This window comes from Frateuria flava, from assembly GCF_017837635.1.
Taxonomy (GTDB): domain Bacteria; phylum Pseudomonadota; class Gammaproteobacteria; order Xanthomonadales; family Rhodanobacteraceae; genus Frateuria_A; species Frateuria_A flava.
On record NZ_JAGJRS010000022.1, the window covers coordinates 76,475 to 94,996 of the forward strand.

An 18,522-nucleotide genomic window follows, 5' to 3' on the forward strand; every position below is an offset into this window, starting at 1 on the left:
AAGCCGCACGGCGCCCCCGCCTGCCGCAAGGACATCCCATGCACAGCCACGAAAACACCGCCCGCCTGCTGCCCGACGTCGCCGTCCAGGCGCAGCCGCATCTGGCCGGTGCGCTGGATTGGGTGGGCATGGACGGCATCGAGGTGCCGGTGCGCTTCGATGCGGGCGACGGCAACGTGGAGCGCGCCAGTGCGCAGGTGGGCGCCTTCGTCAACCTGACCCGCCCGGACAAGCGCGGCATTCACATGTCGCGCCTCTACCTGCTGGTCGACCGGCACCTCGGCGCCAACCCGCTGGACGCGGCGATGATCGAGGCGCTGCTGCAGGCATTCCTGGAGTCGCACAAGGATCTTTCGGACCGTGCCCGCATCAGCATCCGCTTCGATCATCTGGTCCGACGACCTGCATTGCGCAGCGGCAACAGCGGCTGGCGTGCCTACCCGGTGTCGATCGAGGCGAGCCTCTCGCCCGAGGGATTCCAGCTCGAGCTGGGAACCGAGGTGGTCTACTCCTCGACCTGCCCGGCGTCCGCCGCGCTGTCGCGCCAGATGATCCAGGAGCAGTTCGCGCGCGACTTTGACGCCGCGCAACCGCTCGACCACGCGGCCGTGCTGGCCTGGCTGGGCAGCGAGCAGGGCATCGTCGCCACGCCGCATGCGCAGCGCAGCGTGGCGCGCTTGCTGGTGCGCCTGGCCGATGGTGTGGGCTTCAACCTGATTTCGACGCTCGACCGGGTCGAGCAGGCGCTCGGCACGCCGGTGCAGACCGCGGTCAAACGCGAGGACGAACAGGCCTTCGCGCTGGCCAACGGCGGCAACCTGATGTTTTGCGAAGATGCCGCGCGACGTATCCAGAAGGCACTCGATGCAGACCCGCGCATCGCCGACTTCCATGTGCGCCTGGAACACCAGGAAAGCCTGCACCCGCACGACGCGGTGGCCTACGCCAGCAAAGGCGTGCCGGGCGGTTACGGCTCGGCGGCCTAGTTCGGCCCCGCTGATCCTCCCCTCGCGCGCGGGGAAGTTGCCCGAAGCGCGGATGGGACAGCCTTGGGCAGCGTTTCTCGCTCGATCATCCAACGTCGCGGTCCCACGCGTTCGGTGAAGGGCCGCTGCCAGTCAGTGTTCCTCGTGGGAGCGGCAGCGTGCGAAGTGGAAATCCTCAGGCACCGGGTCCTCGCCGCCGGCGCACAACGGCTGGCAACGCAGGATGCGCCATAGCGCCAAGACGCTGCCACGCAGGGGGCCGAAGCGCACGATGGCAATCCGTGCATAATCGGAACAGCTGGGGTGGAAGCGGCAACGCTGACCCAGCAGGGGGCTCAGCAAGCGTTTGTAAGCGCCAAGCAGGAGGAGCAGGAATCGGGTCACTTTCGTTCACGCAGCCGAAACGGCTCGCGGCATGTAGTGACACGAAGTATTCCAGATGCCTGTTGATGGTGTAAGACGCATGGGCTATAACACCCGGCCGCCACGGCCAAAACGGTGAAGGGATATGGCGAAAACGACGCGTAGTTCGACCGCCGCCAAGGCGCAGAAAGGGAAGGCTGCGGGCAAGGCGAAAGAAGCCAAGACGAGCAAGCCCAAAGTCGCTGCGGCCGCTGCCCGGACCGGCAAGAGCGCTACCGCCAAAAAGGCTGCGCCTGCCCGCAAGCCGGCTGCCAAGCAGGCGTCGGTGAAGAAGCCCGTTGCGCGCAAGCCGGTCGCCGGCAAGGCGGCTGCGAAGCCCGCTGCAAAGTCGGCTACCAAGTCCGCCAGCAAGACCGTGGCAAAGAAGGCTCCGGCCAGGAAGGCGCCTGCTGCCAAGGCCCCGGCCGGGAAGCAGGCTGTGCGCAAGCCGGCTCCGGCGGTGAAGAAGGCGTCGGCCGCCAACAAGGCCAAGCCACAGCCGAAGGCCGCGGCCAGGAAGGCGTCCAAGCCGCAGCCGAAGGCGTCGCCGAAGAAAGCGGCGATGCCGCCAGCCAAGGCAGCCCCGAAGAAGGCGACGCCCGCCAAGCCGGTGACGAAGGCTGCGAAGAAGGCCACTCCCAAGCCGGCGAGCACGCCCAAGCCGTACAAGATCGTCAGCAAACCGGAAACCAGGCCGTCCAAGCCCGCGGCCGCGCGACCGGCGGCGCCGACCGTCGCCGTCAAGCAAACATCTCCATCACCCGCCGTTGCGCCCATGAAGGGCAAAGTGGCGAGTGCCGTCGCTATGGCGCCCCCCCGCGTGGCCACGGCCACCGCCCGCCATACCCCACTCAAGAAACAGAAGACCCCGCAGTCCTCAATGAATAATTCCGTTACAACTCTCGACAATGGCGTGACCCGCGAGGATGGCCGTTACGCCCTGCCTTCCACCATCAACATCGACCTGCCCAAGGGTTACCGTCCCTCGAACGACGAGGAGTACATGAGCCCGAAGCACCTTGCCTACTTCCGCAACAAGCTGCGGGACTGGCGGGACCAGCTGGTCGAGGAATCGCGCCAGACGATGGAGAACCTGCGTGACGAGGTGCGCGACGTCGGCGACGAAGCCGAGCGTGCGACCCGCGAAACGGAGAATTCGCTCGAATTGCGCACCCGCGATCGCTACCGCAAGCTGATCTCCAAGATCGACAAGGCGCTGCGCCGGATCGAGGAAGGCCGCTACGGTTACTGCGAGGAAACCGACGAGGAGATCGGCCTGGAGCGGCTGGACGCGCGCCCGATCGCCACGCTGTCGCTCGACGCGCAGGAGCGCCGCGAGCATCTGCAGAAGCAGATGGGCGACTGAACCCGGCGATCCGGTCGAAACGAAGCCCCGCGTCATGCGGGGCTTCGTGTTTCAGGGGGAAAGTCGCTGTAGGAGCGCACTTGGGCGCGACCGCCACGCCTGCCGATCGCGCGCAGGTGTGCTCCTGCAGGAAGCGTCGCATCAAGCCAGTGTTTGCGCCGCGTAGCCCTTGAGCTTGGCCAGCATCGCCGTCAGGCCGTTGGAACGGGTCGGGGAGAGATGTTTGGCCAGGCCGATCGACTGCACGAACGCCGGCTCCGTGGCGACGATCTCGGCGGCCGGTCGGTCGGAATACACGCGCAGCACCAAGGCGATGAGTCCGGAGACGATCGCCGAATCGCTGGTCGCCGCGAAGTGCATCTTGGTCGCGTCGCCACTGGGCACCAGCCATACCATCGACTGGCAACCGTGCACGCGATGCTCCTCGGTCTTGCACTCCTCGGGGAAGGGGGGCAACTGCTTGCCCAGGTCGATGAGGTACTGGTAACGCTCGGACCAATCGCCGAAGAAAGCGAATTCCTCGGCAATGTCCTGCTGCGCCTGCTCGGCGCTGGGGGCGGCGGTGTTCATGCGGGCATTATCGCGCAGCGCGACCACGCGGTCGAAGCCATCTCCGCCCGCAGGATCCCGCTCGCAAGCGATGACCTTGTTCCGCAGGCGGAAGAAACCGCCCGCGAGCGGGTCCCGCAAAGGCGCTAGCCCTTGGATACGCTCCAGCGGGTGCCCTGCGCGCCGTCTTCGATCACCACGCCCATGGCGGCCAGTTCGTTTCGGATGGCGTCGGCGCGCGCAAAGTCCCGGGCCGCGCGGGCCTCGCGGCGCGCCTCCAGCAAGATTTCGACGCGGGCTGCATCCACGCCATCGTCGCCATGCTTGAACCACCCCTCGGCGTCTTGCTGAAGCAGGCCGAGCAGCGCGCCGCCACCGAGCAGCGCGGCTTTGGCGTCGGCACTGCCACTGTGCCGCGCCGCATCGGCGAGCAGGGCCAGCTCGGCCAGCGCCTGCGGGGTGTTGAGGTCGTCGCATAGCGCCGCCTCCACCCGCGCGGGTACGGGCAGCTCGCCCTCGACGCGCACGTCGGCCAGATCGCGCAGCACGCGATACCAGCCATCCAGCGTGCTCACCGCCTGCGCCAGCGCGGTCTCGGACCAGTCCAGCGGCTGCCGGTAATGGCCGCGCAGCAGCAACAGGCGCAGCGCCTCGGGCGGGTGACGCTTGAGCAGTTCGTGCACCAGCAGCACGTTGCCCAGCGACTTGGACATCTTGCGCCCGTCGAAGGTGAGCATGCCGTTGTGCAGCCACCAGCGCGCGAACACCTCGCCGCCATGGGCGCAGGTGGACTGTGCGATCTCGTTCTCGTGGTGCGGGAAGGTCAGATCCACGCCGCCGGCATGGATGTCGATGGTCGTGCCCAGGTGCGCCGCGCTCATCGCGGAGCACTCGATGTGCCAGCCCGGGCGGCCGCGGCCCCAGGGGCTGTCCCAGCCGGGCAGTTCCGGCGTGGACGGCTTCCACAGCACGAAATCGGTCGGGTTCTTCTTGTACGGCGCCACTTCCACGCGCGCGCCGGCGATCAGCTCGTCGGTATCGCGGCCGGAGAGCTGGCCGTAGGCGGCGTAGGTGCCGACGTTGAACAGTACGTGCCCGTCGGCTGCGTAGGCGTGGCCGCTGGCGATGAGCGTCTCGATCATCGCGATGATCTCGCCGATATGCGCCGTGGCGTGCGGCTCGATGTCCGGTGGCGCGATACCCAGTGCCGCCATGTCCTCGCGGTAGGCGGCCGTAAAGCGGTCGGTGATCGTGCCGATCGGCGTGCCCTGGGCCAGCGCCGCGGCGTTGATCTTGTCGTCCACGTCGGTGATGTTGCGGGCGTAGACCACCTGCGGGTAATGCCGGCGCAGCAGCCGCACCAGCACGTCGAATACCACCGGGCCGCGCGCGTTGCCGATGTGCACGTAGTTGTAGACGGTCGGCCCGCACAGGTACATGGTCACCCGCTGCGGATCGAGCGGCACGAAGGCGTCGGTGCGGCGGGTAAGGCTGTTGTAGAGGGTGATCGGCATCGGACGGGTCGGTGGCGCGGCGAGGCCGCGCATCTTAACAGGCACCACCCATGGCTCCTCTCCCCTCCGCGGAGCGGGTCGGGGGAGGGGACTGGCGGGAAAGATCGGACGAGCGCCAGGAAACCGACAGACGCTGAATGGCCCCAACGCCCCCGGTCATCCCACGGAAGCTCTAAGCGTTGATTCAGCGTGAATTTGTTGCAATGACAATCGCGCAGAAGCGCTTTTCGGACCATGCTGGAGGTCCCATGAAGAAGATGTTGCTCCCCGTCCTCGCGCTCGTCCTCGCCACCGGCGCCGTGCAGGCGCAGGACGGTCGTTACGCCGAAGGCGACGATGCCAACACGCACTACGGCTGGGCCGACGTGCTGCGGGTCGACCCGGTGTACGGCGTCGCCCGCACCGAAGTGCCGCGGCAGGAGTGCTACGACGAGCCGGTCGTGCGTCGCGAAGGCGGCGGCAATACCACCGCCGGCACCGTGCTCGGCGCGGTAATTGGCGGCGTGCTCGGCAACACCGTCGGCAAGGGTGACGGCCGCAAGGCGGCCACGGTCGCCGGCGCGGTGGCCGGTGGCGCGGTCGGCCACGGCGTGGCTGGACGCGGCCAGCGCGAATATGACGACACGGTGACCCGCTGTCGCCAGGTCAGCTCGGTCAGCGAGCAGCGCCGCCTGATGGGCTACGACGTCGAATACCGCTATCACGGCGACGTGTACGTCTCCCGCCTGAACTACGATCCCGGCGAGCGCCTGCGGGTACGCGTGAGCGTCGCCCCGGCCGAGTGAAGGGAGTTTTGCCTTGAGACCGCCGCCTCCGGGCGGCGGTTTTCGTTTTGGACGTCCGTTCGTATGGACGTCCAAAAATAGGTGTTGCGCCGCCGCAGGAATCCCGGCATGATGCCCGCTCCCTACCCGGAAGTCCCATGTCCGCAGCCGTCTACACCGCTACCGTGCTCACCAGCGCCCGCATGGCCGCTGGCATGACCTCGCGTGCGCGCCGACCGCTGGTCCGACATTCGGCCGGGTAGGCTGTCGCTGCACGCGCATCAAGCGCAACGACGAACAAACCCGGCCACCGCGCCGGGTTTTTTGTTGACGAAAGCCCGCCACGGTCGCCACCGACCCACTCAAGCGAGCTTCGCCATGGCCCTTCGACATTTTCTCACCACCCAGGACTACAGCCGCGCCGAGATCGACGCCCTGCTGGAGCAGGCCGCCGCGTTCAAGCGCTCGCCGCGGGGGCAGCAACTGGCCGGCAAGTCCATCGCGCTGCTCTTCTTCAATCCCTCGATGCGCACGCGCACCAGCTTCGAACTGGGCGCGTTCCATCTCGGCGGCCACGCGATCGTGCTCTCGCCAGGCAAGGATGCGTGGCCAATCGAGTTCGAGGTCGGCACCGTGATGGACGGCGAGGCGGAAGAGCACATCGCCGAGGTGGCGCGTGTGCTCAGCCGCTACGTCGACCTGATCGCCGTGCGCGCCTTCCCGAAATTCCAGGACTGGTCGGTGGATCGCGAGGACCGCGTCATCAAGGCCTTTGCCCGCTACGCCACCGTGCCGGTGATCAACATGGAGACGATCACCCACCCCTGCCAGGAACTGGCGCATGCGCTGGCGCTGAAGGAACACCTGGGCGACCTGCAGAACAGGAAGTACGTCCTCACCTGGACCTACCACCCGAAACCGCTCAACACGGCGGTGGCCAACTCGGCGCTGCTGATCGCCACCAAGCTCGGCATGGACGTGACCCTGTTGTGCCCGACGCCCGAGTACGTGCTGGACGAGCGCTACATGGAGGCCGGCCGGCAGAACGCCGCGCAGAACGGCGGTTCGCTCAAGGTCAGCCACGACATCGAGGAGGCCTACAGCGGCGCCCACGTGGTCTACGCCAAGAGCTGGGGCGCGCTGCCGTACTTCGGTCGCTGGGAGCAGGAAAAGCCGATCCGCGAGGCCCACCGGCACTTCATGGTGGACGAAGCGAAGATGGCGCTGACCGACCACGGCCTGTTCAGCCACTGCCTGCCGCTGCGCCGCAACGTCAAGGCGACCGATGCGGTGATGGACGCGCCCTACTGCATCGCCATCGACGAAGCCGAGAACCGCCTGCACGTGCAGAAGGCCGTGATGGCTTCGCTGCTTGAGCAGCCGGGAATCGGAAATCGTCAATAGGGAATCGTTCCAGAGCTGCCATCTACCTTCGACTCGCGAGTGCCACCATGTCCAACGCTGCTACGATTCCCGATTCCCCATTCCCGATTGACGGCTCCAAGGACATCGTCCTGGCCTTTTCCGGCGGCCTCGACACCAGCTTCTGCGTGCCCTACCTCAAGGAGCAGGGGTGGAACGTGCATACCGTGTTCGCCGACACCGGCGGCGTGGATGCCGAGGAGCGCGCCTTCATCGAACACCGCGCGCAGGAGCTGGGTGTCGCCAGCCATCGCACCGTCGACGGTGGCCCGGCCATCTGGAACGGTTTCGTCAGGCCGTTCGTGTGGGCGGGCGAGGGCTACCAGGGCCAGTACCCGCTGCTGGTGTCCGACCGCTACCTGATCGTGGAAGCCGCGCTCGCGCGCTGCGCTGAGCTGGGCACCCACGCCATCGCGCACGGCTGCACCGGCATGGGCAACGACCAGGTGCGTTTCGACCTGGCCGTGAAGGCGCTGGGCGACTACCGCATCGTGGCGCCGATCCGCGAGATCCAGAAACAGCACACGCAGACCCGCGCCTACGAGCAGAAGTACCTGGAGGACCGAGGCTTCGGCGTGCGCGCCAAGCAGCAGGCGTACACCATCAACGAGAACCTGCTGGGCGTGACCATGTCCGGCGGCGAGATCGACAAATGGCAGGCGCCGGGCGAGGGCGCACGCGGCTGGTGCAAGCCGCGCGCCGAATGGCCGTCCGAACCGCTGGCGGTGAGGCTCGGCTTCGAGCGCGGCGAGGCGGTAAGCCTCGACGGCGAGCGCCTGCCGGGCCATCAATTGCTGGCGAGGCTCAATGCGCTGTTCGCCCGCTATGGCGTGGGGCGCGGCATGTACACCGGCGACACCACCATCGGCCTCAAGGGCCGGATCGTGTTCGAGGCGCCCGGCCTGACCGCGCTGCTGGCAGCGCATCGCGCGCTGGAGGAGGCGGTGCTTTCCAAGCAACAGAACCGTTTCAAGCCGGAGGTTGCGCGCAAGTGGGTGGAGGTTGTCTACGAAGGCTTCTTCCACGATCCGGTCAAGACCGACCTGGAAGCCTTCCTGGCCTCCAGCCAGGCTACCGTCAACGGCGTCGTGACGCTGCAGACCCACGGCGGCACGGTCGAGGCGGTGGCGGTGGAGTCGCCCCACATCCTCAACGCCAAGGGCGCCACCTACGCGCAGTCGGCCGACTGGGGCGTGCAGGAGGCCGAGGGCTTCATCAAGCTTTTCGGCATGAGCTCGACGCTGTGGGCGGAAGTGAACCGGAGCGCGACGTGATGAGGATCTGGCCTTGCTCCCCTCTCCCCCCGGGAGAGGGGCAGGGGGAGAGGGTTCGGGTGTGCCTCGACCGCCCGCTCCGCCCGGACCCTCACCCCCCTTCAACGGGCTCAGGGCAGGCCAAGCCCTCTCCCGAGGGGAGAGGGGCTCTGCGTTGGGGGAACATGCGATGAGCGCTCTGCTGGATGCCACGCTGAGCCACCTGCGCGCGCTTGTCGCCTTCGATACGCGCAACCCGCCGCGGGCGATCGGCACCGGCGGGATCTTCGACTATCTGCGCTCGCAGCTGCCCGGCTTCGAGGTGACGGTGACCGACCATGGCGCCGGGGCCGTGACCCTGCATGCTGCGCGCGGCCAGCCCCGGCTGCTGTTCAACGTGCACCTGGACACCGTGCCGGATTCGCCGGCGTGGAGCGCCAGTCCGCACGAGCTCCGGGTCGAGGGTGACCGCGCGATCGGCCTGGGCGCCTGCGACATCAAGGGCGCGGCCGCGGCGCTGCTGGCGGTGGCACAGGCCACCGACGGTCCGCTGGCGTTGCTGTTAACCACCGACGAGGAAGCCAACGATGCGCGCTGCGTCGCCGGCTTCCTGCGGGACTTTCCGGCCACACCGGGTAACCGCTACGAAGCCGTGATCGTGGCCGAGCCCACGCGCGGCGAGGCGGTGCTGGCGCACCGCGGCATCCAGTCGGTGCTGATGCGCTTCGCGGGCCAGGCCGGGCACGCCTCGGGCGAGCAGAAGCCGACCGACAGCGCGCTGCACCAGGCGGTGCGCTGGGGTGCGGCGGCACTTGATTTCGTCGCCGCGCAGTCGCACGAACGCTTCGGCGGACTGACTGGACTGCGCTTCAACATCGGCCGCGTGGAAGGCGGAATCAAGGCCAACGTGATCGCGCCAACCGCCGAGGTGCGCTTCGGCTTCCGGCCGTTGCCGACCATGCACCCCGACCGGTTGCTCGAGCGTTTCGCCAGCCTGGGCGACGTGGCCCCGGTCCATTTCGAGGAAACCTTCCGCGGTAGTTCGCTGCCGGCAGGCGACACCGCCGGTGCCGAGACCAGGCGCCTGGCAGCCCGCGACCTGGCGGACGAGCTGGAGATTCCGGTCGGCAACGCCGTGGACTTCTGGACCGAGGCGGCATTGTTCTCCGCCGTCGGCTACACGGCCTTCGTCTATGGCCCGGGCGACATCGCGCAGGCACACAGCGCCGACGAATGGGTCGCGCTCGACCAGTTGCAGCAGTACGCCGAAAACCTCTACCGGATCGTGAGCCGTGGAAACGCATAAGCACACGCGCAAGACCATCGTGCGCCTGCTCGAAAGCATGGGCAGCGCGAAGGAAATCCAGCAATACCTCAAGCGCTTCTCGCAGATCGATGCCAAGCGCTTCGCCGTGGTGAAGGTCGGCGGCGCCGTGTTGCGCGACGACCTGCCGGCACTGGCTTCCTCGCTGACCTTCCTGCAGCAGGTCGGCCTGACCCCGATCGTGTTGCACGGTGCCGGCCCGCAACTGGACCAGGAGCTGGCCGCAGCCGGCATCGCCAAGCAGACGGTCGGCGGCCTCCGCGTGACCACGCCGCAGGCGATGGGCGTGGTGCGGCGCGTGTTCCAGCAGCAGAACCTGCGCCTGGTCGACGCGCTGCATGCGATGGACACGCGCGCCGTGTCGGTGGCCTCGGGCGTATTCATGTCCGACTACCTGGACCGCGAAACGCTGGGCATGGTCGGCAGGACGACCGGCATCGAACTGGCGCCGATCGAGGCGGCACTGCGCGCCAACGCGATCCCGGTGATCGCGAGCCTGGGCGAGACGTCCGAAGGCCAACTGCTCAACATCAACGCGGACATCGCCGCGAACGAACTGGTACGCGTGCTGCAGCCCTACAAGATCGTGTTCCTGACCGGGACCGGCGGCCTGCTCGATGCGGACGGCCAGGTGATCGACTCGATCAACCTCTCCACCGAGTACGAGCATCTGATGGCGCAGCCGTGGATCGATGGCGGCATGCGGCTGAAGATCGAGCAGATCGCCGACTTGCTGGCCGACCTGCCGCTCACCTCGTCGGTGTCGATCACGCGTCCGGCGGAACTGGCCAAGGAGCTGTTCACCCACAAAGGCTCGGGCACGCTCGTGCGCCGGGGCGAGAAGGTGCTCGGCTTCGATTCGTGGGATGGCGTGGACCAGGTGCGCCTGCGCGGGCTGATCGAATCGAGTTTCGGCCGCGCGCTGGTGGCGGACTACTTCGAGCGCACGCATCCGTACCGTATCTACGTGAGCGAGAACTACCGCGCCGCGATGATCCTCACGCAGGAGGAGGGCCTGGCCTACCTGGACAAGTTCGCCGTGCTGGACGAGGCGCAGGGCGAAGGCCTCGGGCGCGCCGTGTGGCTGGTGATGCGCGAGGCCAACCCGCGGCTGTTCTGGCGTTCGCGCCATGGCAACACCATCAACCCGTTCTACGATGCCGAATGCGATGGTTCGCTCAAGCAGCCGCGCTGGAAGGTGTACTGGTACGGCATCGACGACTTCCGGTTGATCGAGCGCTGCGTGGCCCACTGCGCGCAACGCTTGCCCACGCTGGTCGATGCCGTGCCCCTGACGAACAACGCAGCGTGAGGCTGGAGAGAATGGACAAGAAGACCGTAGGCATCGTCGGCGCGCGCGGCCATACCGGCGCGGAGCTGATCCGCCTGATCGCGCGGCATCCGGCGCTGGAGCTGGCCTATGTCTCCTCGCGCGAACTGGATGGCCAGCGCGTGGACGCGCACGTGCCCGACTACGCCGGCGAGCTGCGCTACAGCGCCCCGGCGCACGAGGACCTGCCGGCGCTGGGCGCCGACGTGGTGATCCTGGCGCTGCCCAACGGCAAGGCGGGGGTGTGCGTGGAAGCCTTCGACAAGGCCGGTGCCGATCCGCTGATCGTGGACCTGTCGGCGGACCACCGCTTCGACGAGCGCTGGTACTACGGCCTGCCCGAGCTGACGCGCGGCCGCTGGCGCGGCCAGCGGCGGATCAGCAATCCCGGTTGCTACGCCACCGCGATCCAGTTGGCGGTCGCGCCGCTGAAGGATCTGCTCGCCGCGCCGCCGGTGTGCTTCGGCGTGTCGGGCTATTCCGGCGCGGGCACCACGCCCTCGGACAAGAACGATCCGGACAAGCTGCGCGACAACCTGATGCCGTACGCGCTCACCGGCCACATGCACGAGCGCGAGACCTCGGCGCACCTGGGCGTGCCGGTGGAGTTCATGCCGCACGTGGCGCCACACTTCCGCGGCCTGACCGTCACCTGCAACCTTTACCTCGCCCGCGCGATGAAGCGCGAGGATGTGATGGCACGCTTCCGCCACGCCTACGAGGGCGAGCCGCTGGTGCAGGTGCTGGACGAGGCACCCTGGGTGAGCCGTGTCGCCGGCAGGCACCACGCGGAAATCGGTGGCTTCGCCATGGCCCTGGACGGCCGTCGCGTGGTGGTGGTCGCCACGCTGGACAACCTGCTCAAGGGGGCCGCCACCCAGGCCATGCAGAACATCAACCGCGCGCTGGGGCAGGGCGAACTGACGGGCATCCCGGTGGCGCCGGCGGAGCGACCGTGAGGCGACGCCGCGTCGCGCTCGCCCTCCCGCCCGCTACCGAGACCCTGCCATGCGCCTGACCCGCTACCTGCTGCCCACCCTGAAGGAAAACCCCGCCGAGGCGCAGATCGCCTCGCACCGCCTGATGCTGCGCGCCGGCCTGATCCGCCAGGAGGCCGCCGGCATCTACGCCTGGCTGCCGCTGGGCCTGCGCGTCCTGAAGAACATCGAGCGCATCGTGCGCGAGGAAATGGATCGCGCCGGCGCGGTCGAGCTGCTGATGCCCACGCTGCAGCTGGCCGACCTGTGGCGCGAGAGCGGCCGCTACGACGCCTACGGCCCGGAAATGCTGCGCATCCGCGACCGCCACGAGCGCGAGCTGCTGTATGGGCCGACCAACGAGGAGATGATCACGGAGATCTTCCGCAGCTACGTCGGTTCCTGGCGCAGCCTGCCGCTGAACCTCTACCAGGTCCAGTGGAAATTCCGCGACGAGCAGCGCCCGCGCTTCGGCGTGATGCGCGGGCGCGAGTTCCTGATGAAGGACGCCTATTCGTTCGACCTGGACGAGGCCGCCGCGCGCCGTTCCTATCAGCGCATGTTCGTCGCCTACCTGCGCATGTTCGACCGGATGGGCGTCAAGGCGATTCCCATGCGGGCGGAAACCGGGCCGATCGGCGGCGATCTCTCGCACGAGTTCCTGGTGCTGGCGCAGACCGGCGAATCGGCGGTGTTCTGCGACCGCGCCGTGCTGGACCTGCCGGTGCCAGGCGCCGACGTCGACTACGGCGGCGACCTGACGTCGCTGGTCGAGGCATGGACGGCGCCCTACGCCGCCACCGAGGACGTGCACGAGGTCGAGCGCTTCGAGCGCGACGTGCCGGCGGAACGCCGACTGCTCGCACGCGGCATCGAAGTCGGCCAGATCTTCTATTTCGGCACCAAATACTCGGTGCCGATGAATGCCGTGGTGCGCCACGCCGACGGCATCGAGCGGCCCATCCACGGCGGTTGCTACGGCGTGGGCGTGTCGCGGTTGGTGGGCGCGATCATCGAGGCCAGCCATGACGACCAGGGCATCGTCTGGCCGGACGGTGTGGCGCCGTTCCAGGTCGGGCTGCTGCATCTGAAGCACGGCGATGGCCGCGTCGATGCCGCCTGCGAGTCGCTGTACGCCAGCCTGCGCGCGGCCGGCTTGAGCGTCCTTCTCGACGATACCGACGAGCGGCCGGGCGCCAAGTTCGCGCGCATGGACCTGATCGGCCTGCCCTGGCAGGTACGGGTCGGCCCACGTGGGCTGGATAACGGCACCGTCGAGCTGAAGCATCGGGCCAGCGGCGAACGCCGCGAGATGGCGCCGGACGACGCGGTCGCATTCCTGCGCCAGGCCCTTTCCCCCCTCCAACCGGACGACCAGCCATGAGCGACCTCCTTTGGCAGAAGGCCGGCGTCGAGACCGACGCCCGGATCATGCGTTTCCTCGCCGGCAACGACGTGCTGCTGGACCGCGAGTTCTTCCTGCACGACATCACCGCGAGCAAGGCACACGTCGAGGGCCTCGCACGCATCGGCGTGATCAGCACCGACGAGGCCGCGGCACTCGAGCGTGAACTCGACACGCTGGCGCAGGATTTCCGCTCGGGCGCCTTCGTGCTGGACGAGCGTTACGAGGACGGCCATTCGGCCATCGAGGCGCGGCTCACGGAGCGGCTTGGCGATGCCGGCCGGCGCGTACACACCGGGCGCAGCCGCAATGACCAGGTGCTGGTCGCCACGCGCTTGTGGCTGAAGGAGAAACTCGACGCGCTGGCGACGCACTGCCGCGCCATCGCGGCGGTGTGCCTGGAACGGGCCGCGCAGCCGGCTTTGCCGTTGCCCGGCTACACCCACCTGCAGCGCGCGGTGGTGTCTTCCACCGCGATGTGGTTCGCCGGGTTCGCCGAAGCCTTCATCGACAACGCCCTGCGCGCGCGCCAGACGCTGGGCTGGATCGACGCCAACCCGCTCGGCACCGCCGCCGGCTACGGCGTCAACCTGCCGCTCGATCGCGAGTACACGACCACCGCGCTGGGCTTCGCGCGCATGCAGCTTTCGCCAATCTACGCGCAGCTCTCGCGCGGCAAGTTCGAACTGGCAGCGCTGGAAGCCCTGGCCAGCGCGCTGCTGGACCTGCGCCGCCTGGCCTGGGACCTGTCGTTGTTCACCACCGCCGAATTCGGTTTCGTCAGCCTGCCCCCGGAGTACACCACCGGCAGCTCGATCATGCCGAACAAGCGCAACCCCGACGTCGTCGAGCTGTTGCGCGCCAGCTACGCCACCGTGGCGGCGGCGCGCTGCGAGATCGAGCAGCTGCTGTCGCTGCCGACCGGCTACCAGCGTGACCTGCAGTTCTCCAAGGGCTCGATCTTCCACGGCATGACCCACGGCCTGGCCGCGCTGGAACTGGCGCCCGATCTGCTCGCCCGCATGCACTGGAACCAGCCGGCCATGCGCGCGGCGATCGAGCCGGCGATGTACGCCACCGACGTCGCCATCGAACAGGCGGCGGCCGGCGTACCGTTCCGTGACGCCTACCGTGCCGCGGCGGCTGCCGCCGCCTCGGCCGGCGAGGGGCGCACGCCCGAGCGCAGCCTGGCCGAACGCGTTTCGCCCGGTGGTGGCGCTGACGTGCGGCTGGAGGAGCTGGCCTCGCGCCTTGCCTCGTTGACGGGCTGAACAGGCGTTCAGTCCGTTTCGAGGGCGGTTCACGGCGTCGGGCGGATACTTCGCGCCATGCCTCCGATGCTGCCAGCGACATCGTGCAAGGCCTGGCATGCCGCGTTCCGATGCAGGAGCGATCGCCGTGAGCGAACGTGAAGATCAGCGAGGCATGCCGCGGGCGCTGCTCGCGGTCGAGCAGGACGCGGTGCTGGGGCAACTGGCCGAAGGCGTGATCCTGGCCGACACCAACGGCCGCATCACCTATGTCAACGAGGCGGCAGCACGACTGCACGGGGTCAGCCGGTTCGACGTGGAGCCGGACGACTACACCTGCGCCTACCGGTTGCTGACCGAAGACGGACGTCCCTATCCGCCGCGCGAGTTGCCATTGTCGCGGGCCGTGCTTGCCGGGGAAACCGTTACCGACGTGCGCTGGCGGATTCGCCGCCCTGACGGTTCGGAGGTGATCGCACAGGGCTCGGCACGCCCGATCCGCGATGCCGACGGGCAGTCGCTCGGCGCCGTGCTCACCATGCACGACGATACCGAGCGCGTGCAGACCGAGCGGGCGCTGCGCGACGAAACGCAGGCGCTGGAGACACTCAACCGCGTCGGCGCGACGGTGGCCAGTGAACTGGAGCTGGAGCGTGTCGTGCAGACGGTCACCGATGCCGGTGTCGCACTGATCGGTGCCAGCATGGGCGCGTTCTTCTACAACACCACCAACGAGGCGGGCGAGAGCATGATGCTCTACACCCTCTCCGGCGTGGACCGGCACGTGTTCGACCGCTACCCGATGCCGCGGGCCAGCCTGCTGTTCCGCCCGACGCTGGCGGGCGAGCGCGTCGTGCGCTGTGACGACGTGCTGCGCGACCCGCGTTACGGCAAGAGTCCGCCCTACCACGGGCTGCCGCCGGGACACCCGCCCGTGCGCAGTTATCTCGCCGTGCCGGTGGTGTCCCGTTCGGGTCGCGTCTCGGGCGGGCTGTTTTTCGGTCATCCCGAGCCCGGGCGCTTTTCGGCGCGGCACGAGCGGTTGATGGCCGGCATCGCCGCGCATGCGGCTATCGCGATCGACAACGCGAACCTGTATGCCGTCGCGCAACGGGAAATCGAGGAGCGCCGCGCCGCCGAAGACCGCCTGCGCGAGATCAACGAAACGCTAGAACAACGCGTCGAGGCGCGCACCCGCGAGCGCGACCGCGCATGGAAATACTCGCGCGACCTGCAGGCGGTGGTGGACGAACGCGGTTACTTCCTGCAGGTCAGCGATGCCTGGTATGCGGTGCTTGGCTGGCCGGCGGCGGAGGTGATCGGGCACCGTGCGTACGAGTTCATCCATCCCGACGACCGCCCGGTCGGCGAGCGCCCGTTCTTCTCCAATCTGGCCCGGGGTCCGGCCTTCGAGAACCGCATGCGGCACAAGAATGGCGGTTACCGCTGCATCGCCTGGCTGGTCAGCCAGGACGAAGACACCATCTACGCCAGCGGTCGCGACGTCACCGAACAGAAGGAGCAGGCGAGCGCCCTGGCGCAGGCCGAGGCGACGTTGCGGCAGAGCCAGAAGATGGAGGCGGTCGGTCACCTCACCGGCGGCATCGCACACGACTTCAACAACATGTTGGCCGTGGTGATCGGTTCGCTCGACCTGTTGCAGCATCGGTTGCCCGAAGACGCGCCGGAACGGCGGCACGCCGGAAACGCCATGGAAGCGGCCAACCGCGCGGCCACGCTGACCCAGCGCCTGCTCGCCTTTGCCCGTCAGCAGCCGCTCGACCCGCGGCCGGTGGACGCCAACGTGCTGGTGGAAGGCATGTCCGAACTGCTGCGTCACGCGATCGGTCCGGACATCCGCCTGGAGGTGCTCACCGCCCATGGCCTGTGGCTGACGCTGGTCGATGCGAACCAGCTCGAGAACGCCATCCTCAACCTCGCGGTCAACGCCCGCGATGCGATGCCCGGTGGCGGGCGGCTCACCATCGAAACGGCCAACGCCGTCCTCGACCGGCGCCATATGGCCGGCTACCCGGACATGGAGGCCGGCGACTACGTGTCGATCACGGTCAGCGACAGCGGTACCGGGATGCCGGCGGAGGTGGCCGCGCGCGCCTTCGATCCCTTCTTCACCACCAAGCAGGCCGGGCAGGGCACCGGTCTGGGACTCAGCCAGGTCTATGGCTTCGTCAAACAGTCGGGCGGGCACGTGTCGATCTACTCGGAGCCGGGTCGGGGTACGGGCGTCAAGGTCTACCTGCCGCGGCTGGTCGGCCAGGCGCACGGGCAGGAACCCGACCGGGCAGCGAGCGCATTGCCGGTTGGCCGGCAGGAGCTGATCCTGCTGGTGGATGACGAACCGGCGGTGCGGCAGGTCACTGCCGAAGCCCTGCACGAGCTGAACTATCGCGTGCTTCAGGCCAATGGCGCCGATGCCGCGCTTTCCATGCTGGCCGCGCACGCGGACATCGCGCTGTTGCTTACCGACGTGGTCATGCCGGACGTCGACGGGCGCCGGCTGGCGGAGGAGGCGCGCCTCGCTCGGCCAGGGCTGAAGGTGTTGTTCACCACTGGCTATTCGGCGGCCGCGGCGCAACGCCATGGCGCCACGGACCCTGGCGCCCCGCTGCTGGGCAAGCCCTATACGCTTGCCGAATTGGGGCGCAAGTTGCGCCAGGTGCTGGAAAGCGCCTGACGGTGCACCGTCAACCGTGCAGGTGGCCCTGGTGGCCAAGGTCGCGCGGCTGCTCGTTCCACATGCCGCGGGCGAAATCCAGCGCGCGCTCGACGAAGTTGCCCGAGGACTCCCAGTACATCGCGTCGCGCACGCGCACGCGCAGGACGGTGAGATTGGGGTCGTCCTTGCCGGAGAAGAACACGTTCTGTGCGGCTGACCACAACTCGTCGATCAGCGCCTGGTCGCGGTTGATGCGCGCACGCCCGCGCACCGAGACGTAGCATTTGTCGTCCTGGTTGGCGTAGGCGAGGTTCACGTCCAGGTCGTCGGTGAGCTGGTCGACCTTGGCGCTGTCGGCGGCGGTGAAGAACACCAGGTCGCCGTCGGCGGTGAGCTTGAGCGTCTGCAGCGGGCGACTGACCAGCGAGCCGTCCTGGGCCAGCGTGGTCATCATGGCCACCTCGATGTCGTCGATCAGCTCGCCTAGTTTGCTCAGGTCGGTATCGTCATGGGGCGCGTCGTTTTTCATGCCGGTCTCCGGACAGCGGAGGTCCCACCATGGCGCATCCGCAATCAAGCTGCGATGAAGCAAGCCCGTTTCGTAGGAGCGTGCTTGCGGGCGATGCTCTTGTTGGTCGGTGCCCGAGAGCATCGCCCGCAAGCGGGCTCCTGCAATGTATCGGCGCGGTCAGCGACGTTCGAGCAACGCATAGGCGAAGATCTGGGCGGTGCCGGCGGGCGTGATGTGCCGCTCCGTGCTTACCCCGACCAGGCGAAACGCCGGCCCGAGCACCGAGGCGATGTCGGCCGGCGAGCGCCGCGCCACCGGCAGACCGCTGCAGCGCTCCGGACCGTCCGGCGCGAAGCCGCCGATGACCGCATGCCCGCCCGGACGCAAGGCGCACATCACCTGTGCGGCGTAACGCGCGGTGTCCTCCGGCGCGGCGAGGAAATGCAGTACCGCGCGGTCGTGCCAAAGGTCGAAGGCGGCAGGGACGAAGTCGGCCTCCAGGAGATCGCCGGCGAGCCAGCGCACGGCCTTGCCGCGCGTGCCCAATCGCTCGCGCGCGACGTCGAGGGCCGTCCGCGACAGATCCAGCACGGTGATGTCGGTCAGGCCCAGCTCCAGCAGGTCGTCGACCAGCGTGGAAGCGCCGCCGCCCACATCGACCAGCCGCGTGGAAGCATCCAGGCCCGCCTGGCGCAGCAGCGCGAGCGAGACGTCCAGGTGCGGGCGATACCAGCTCACCGCCTGGGTCGAGCGGCTGCGATAGACCGCCTCCCAGTGCGACCGGCTGGACAC

The 18,522-nt window shown here is 68.3% G+C and carries 16 protein-coding genes; 11 read left to right on the plus strand and 5 right to left on the minus strand.

All coding sequences use genetic code 11. The features are described 5' to 3' along the window. The first annotated feature begins 38 nt into the window (after window positions 1-38). A complete protein-coding gene (folE2, locus tag J7I44_RS12355; RefSeq protein WP_209621161.1) occupies window positions 39-986 on the plus strand; it encodes a GTP cyclohydrolase FolE2 in 948 nt (315 codons plus the stop codon). 132 nt (window positions 987-1,118) lie between these two features. Here folE2 and yidD read toward each other — a convergent pair whose 3' ends face one another. Next, window positions 1,119-1,370, minus strand: coding sequence for a membrane protein insertion efficiency factor YidD (gene yidD, locus J7I44_RS12360; protein WP_342451980.1), 252 nt, complete (start codon window positions 1,368-1,370; stop codon window positions 1,119-1,121). Window positions 1,371-1,494: 124 nt separating this feature from the next. Between yidD and dksA the strand changes: the two genes are divergently transcribed. Then, window positions 1,495-2,754 carry an RNA polymerase-binding protein DksA gene (gene dksA, locus J7I44_RS16875; protein ID WP_245188145.1) on the plus strand — a complete coding sequence of 420 codons (1,260 nt, stop codon included), beginning with the start codon at window positions 1,495-1,497 and terminating at the stop codon, window positions 2,752-2,754. 141 nt (window positions 2,755-2,895) lie between these two features. Here dksA and J7I44_RS12370 read toward each other — a convergent pair whose 3' ends face one another. Next, complete coding sequence (locus J7I44_RS12370) at window positions 2,896-3,324, minus strand: SufE family protein (protein WP_209621164.1); 429 nt, start codon at window positions 3,322-3,324, stop codon at window positions 2,896-2,898. Between the two features lie 125 nt (window positions 3,325-3,449). After that, the gene (cysS, locus tag J7I44_RS12375; RefSeq protein ID WP_245188156.1) at window positions 3,450-4,817 is read right to left on the minus strand and encodes a cysteine--tRNA ligase; all 1,368 of its coding nucleotides are present in this window, start codon (window positions 4,815-4,817) and stop codon (window positions 3,450-3,452) included. Between the two features lie 248 nt (window positions 4,818-5,065). On the opposite strand from cysS, the gene J7I44_RS12380 reads away from it, so the two are divergent. The 9 genes from J7I44_RS12380 (at window position 5,066) to J7I44_RS12420 (ending at window position 17,237) form a co-directional block, all read left to right on the plus strand. After that, on the plus strand, window positions 5,066-5,602 hold the full coding sequence (locus J7I44_RS12380; RefSeq protein WP_245188146.1) for a glycine zipper 2TM domain-containing protein: 537 nt from the start codon (window positions 5,066-5,068) through the stop codon (window positions 5,600-5,602). 357 nt (window positions 5,603-5,959) lie between these two features. Then, entirely contained in the window at window positions 5,960-6,985 is a 1,026-nt protein-coding gene (locus J7I44_RS12385) for an N-acetylornithine carbamoyltransferase (RefSeq protein WP_209621170.1), read from the plus strand. A gap of 47 nt (window positions 6,986-7,032) precedes the next feature. After that, the gene (locus J7I44_RS12390) at window positions 7,033-8,277 is read left to right on the plus strand and encodes an argininosuccinate synthase (RefSeq protein ID WP_209621173.1); all 1,245 of its coding nucleotides are present in this window, start codon (window positions 7,033-7,035) and stop codon (window positions 8,275-8,277) included. A 169-nt stretch (window positions 8,278-8,446) separates the two neighbouring features. Next, window positions 8,447-9,562 carry an acetylornithine deacetylase gene (locus tag J7I44_RS12395; protein WP_209621175.1) on the plus strand — a complete coding sequence of 372 codons (1,116 nt, stop codon included), beginning with the start codon at window positions 8,447-8,449 and terminating at the stop codon, window positions 9,560-9,562. 37 nt (window positions 9,563-9,599) lie between these two features. Next, window positions 9,600-10,892: an acetylglutamate kinase gene (locus J7I44_RS12400; protein ID WP_245188157.1), complete on the plus strand. Its 1,293-nt coding sequence runs from the start codon at window positions 9,600-9,602 to the stop codon at window positions 10,890-10,892. A gap of 11 nt (window positions 10,893-10,903) precedes the next feature. Beyond that, window positions 10,904-11,869 carry an N-acetyl-gamma-glutamyl-phosphate reductase gene (gene argC / locus J7I44_RS12405; protein ID WP_209621181.1) on the plus strand — a complete coding sequence of 322 codons (966 nt, stop codon included), beginning with the start codon at window positions 10,904-10,906 and terminating at the stop codon, window positions 11,867-11,869. A gap of 49 nt (window positions 11,870-11,918) precedes the next feature. Beyond that, window positions 11,919-13,271, plus strand: coding sequence for a proline--tRNA ligase (gene proS, locus J7I44_RS12410; protein WP_209621184.1), 1,353 nt, complete (start codon window positions 11,919-11,921; stop codon window positions 13,269-13,271). Beyond that, a complete protein-coding gene (argH, locus tag J7I44_RS12415; protein ID WP_209621187.1) occupies window positions 13,268-14,563 on the plus strand; it encodes an argininosuccinate lyase in 1,296 nt (431 codons plus the stop codon). The genes proS and argH overlap by 4 nt, the downstream gene beginning before the upstream one ends. A 127-nt stretch (window positions 14,564-14,690) precedes the next feature. Then, entirely contained in the window at window positions 14,691-17,237 is a 2,547-nt protein-coding gene (locus tag J7I44_RS12420) for a PAS domain S-box protein (protein ID WP_209621190.1), read from the plus strand. 10 nt (window positions 17,238-17,247) lie between these two features. Here the strand turns inward: J7I44_RS12420 and J7I44_RS12425 are convergent, their stop codons facing one another. Both J7I44_RS12425 and J7I44_RS12430 read right to left on the minus strand, forming a co-directional pair. Continuing rightward, a complete protein-coding gene (locus J7I44_RS12425) occupies window positions 17,248-17,748 on the minus strand; it encodes a pyridoxamine 5'-phosphate oxidase family protein (RefSeq protein WP_209621193.1) in 501 nt (166 codons plus the stop codon). Window positions 17,749-17,907: 159 nt separating this feature from the next. After that, window positions 17,908-18,522 (minus strand): class I SAM-dependent methyltransferase, encoded by a 615-nt coding sequence (locus tag J7I44_RS12430; RefSeq protein WP_209621196.1) that lies wholly within the window; start codon window positions 18,520-18,522, stop codon window positions 17,908-17,910.

What these genes read in the sequence shown, in the direction of transcription:
- folE2 (WP_209621161.1), top strand. Translation starts at nt 39, where the DNA reads ATGCACAGCCACGAAAACACCGCCCGCCTGCTGCCCGACGTCGCCGTC.
- dksA (WP_245188145.1), top strand. Translation starts at nt 1,495, where the DNA reads ATGGCGAAAACGACGCGTAGTTCGACCGCCGCCAAGGCGCAGAAAGGG.
- J7I44_RS12370 (WP_209621164.1), bottom strand. Translation starts at nt 3,324, where the DNA reads ATGAACACCGCCGCCCCCAGCGCCGAGCAGGCGCAGCAGGACATTGCC.
- cysS (WP_245188156.1), bottom strand. Translation starts at nt 4,817, where the DNA reads ATGCCGATCACCCTCTACAACAGCCTTACCCGCCGCACCGACGCCTTC.
- J7I44_RS12380 (WP_245188146.1), top strand. Translation starts at nt 5,066, where the DNA reads ATGAAGAAGATGTTGCTCCCCGTCCTCGCGCTCGTCCTCGCCACCGGC.
- J7I44_RS12385 (WP_209621170.1), top strand. Translation starts at nt 5,960, where the DNA reads ATGGCCCTTCGACATTTTCTCACCACCCAGGACTACAGCCGCGCCGAG.
- J7I44_RS12390 (WP_209621173.1), top strand. Translation starts at nt 7,033, where the DNA reads ATGTCCAACGCTGCTACGATTCCCGATTCCCCATTCCCGATTGACGGC.
- J7I44_RS12395 (WP_209621175.1), top strand. Translation starts at nt 8,447, where the DNA reads ATGAGCGCTCTGCTGGATGCCACGCTGAGCCACCTGCGCGCGCTTGTC.
- J7I44_RS12400 (WP_245188157.1), top strand. Translation starts at nt 9,600, where the DNA reads ATGGGCAGCGCGAAGGAAATCCAGCAATACCTCAAGCGCTTCTCGCAG.
- argC (WP_209621181.1), top strand. Translation starts at nt 10,904, where the DNA reads ATGGACAAGAAGACCGTAGGCATCGTCGGCGCGCGCGGCCATACCGGC.
- proS (WP_209621184.1), top strand. Translation starts at nt 11,919, where the DNA reads ATGCGCCTGACCCGCTACCTGCTGCCCACCCTGAAGGAAAACCCCGCC.
- argH (WP_209621187.1), top strand. Translation starts at nt 13,268, where the DNA reads ATGAGCGACCTCCTTTGGCAGAAGGCCGGCGTCGAGACCGACGCCCGG.
- J7I44_RS12425 (WP_209621193.1), bottom strand. Translation starts at nt 17,748, where the DNA reads ATGAAAAACGACGCGCCCCATGACGATACCGACCTGAGCAAACTAGGC.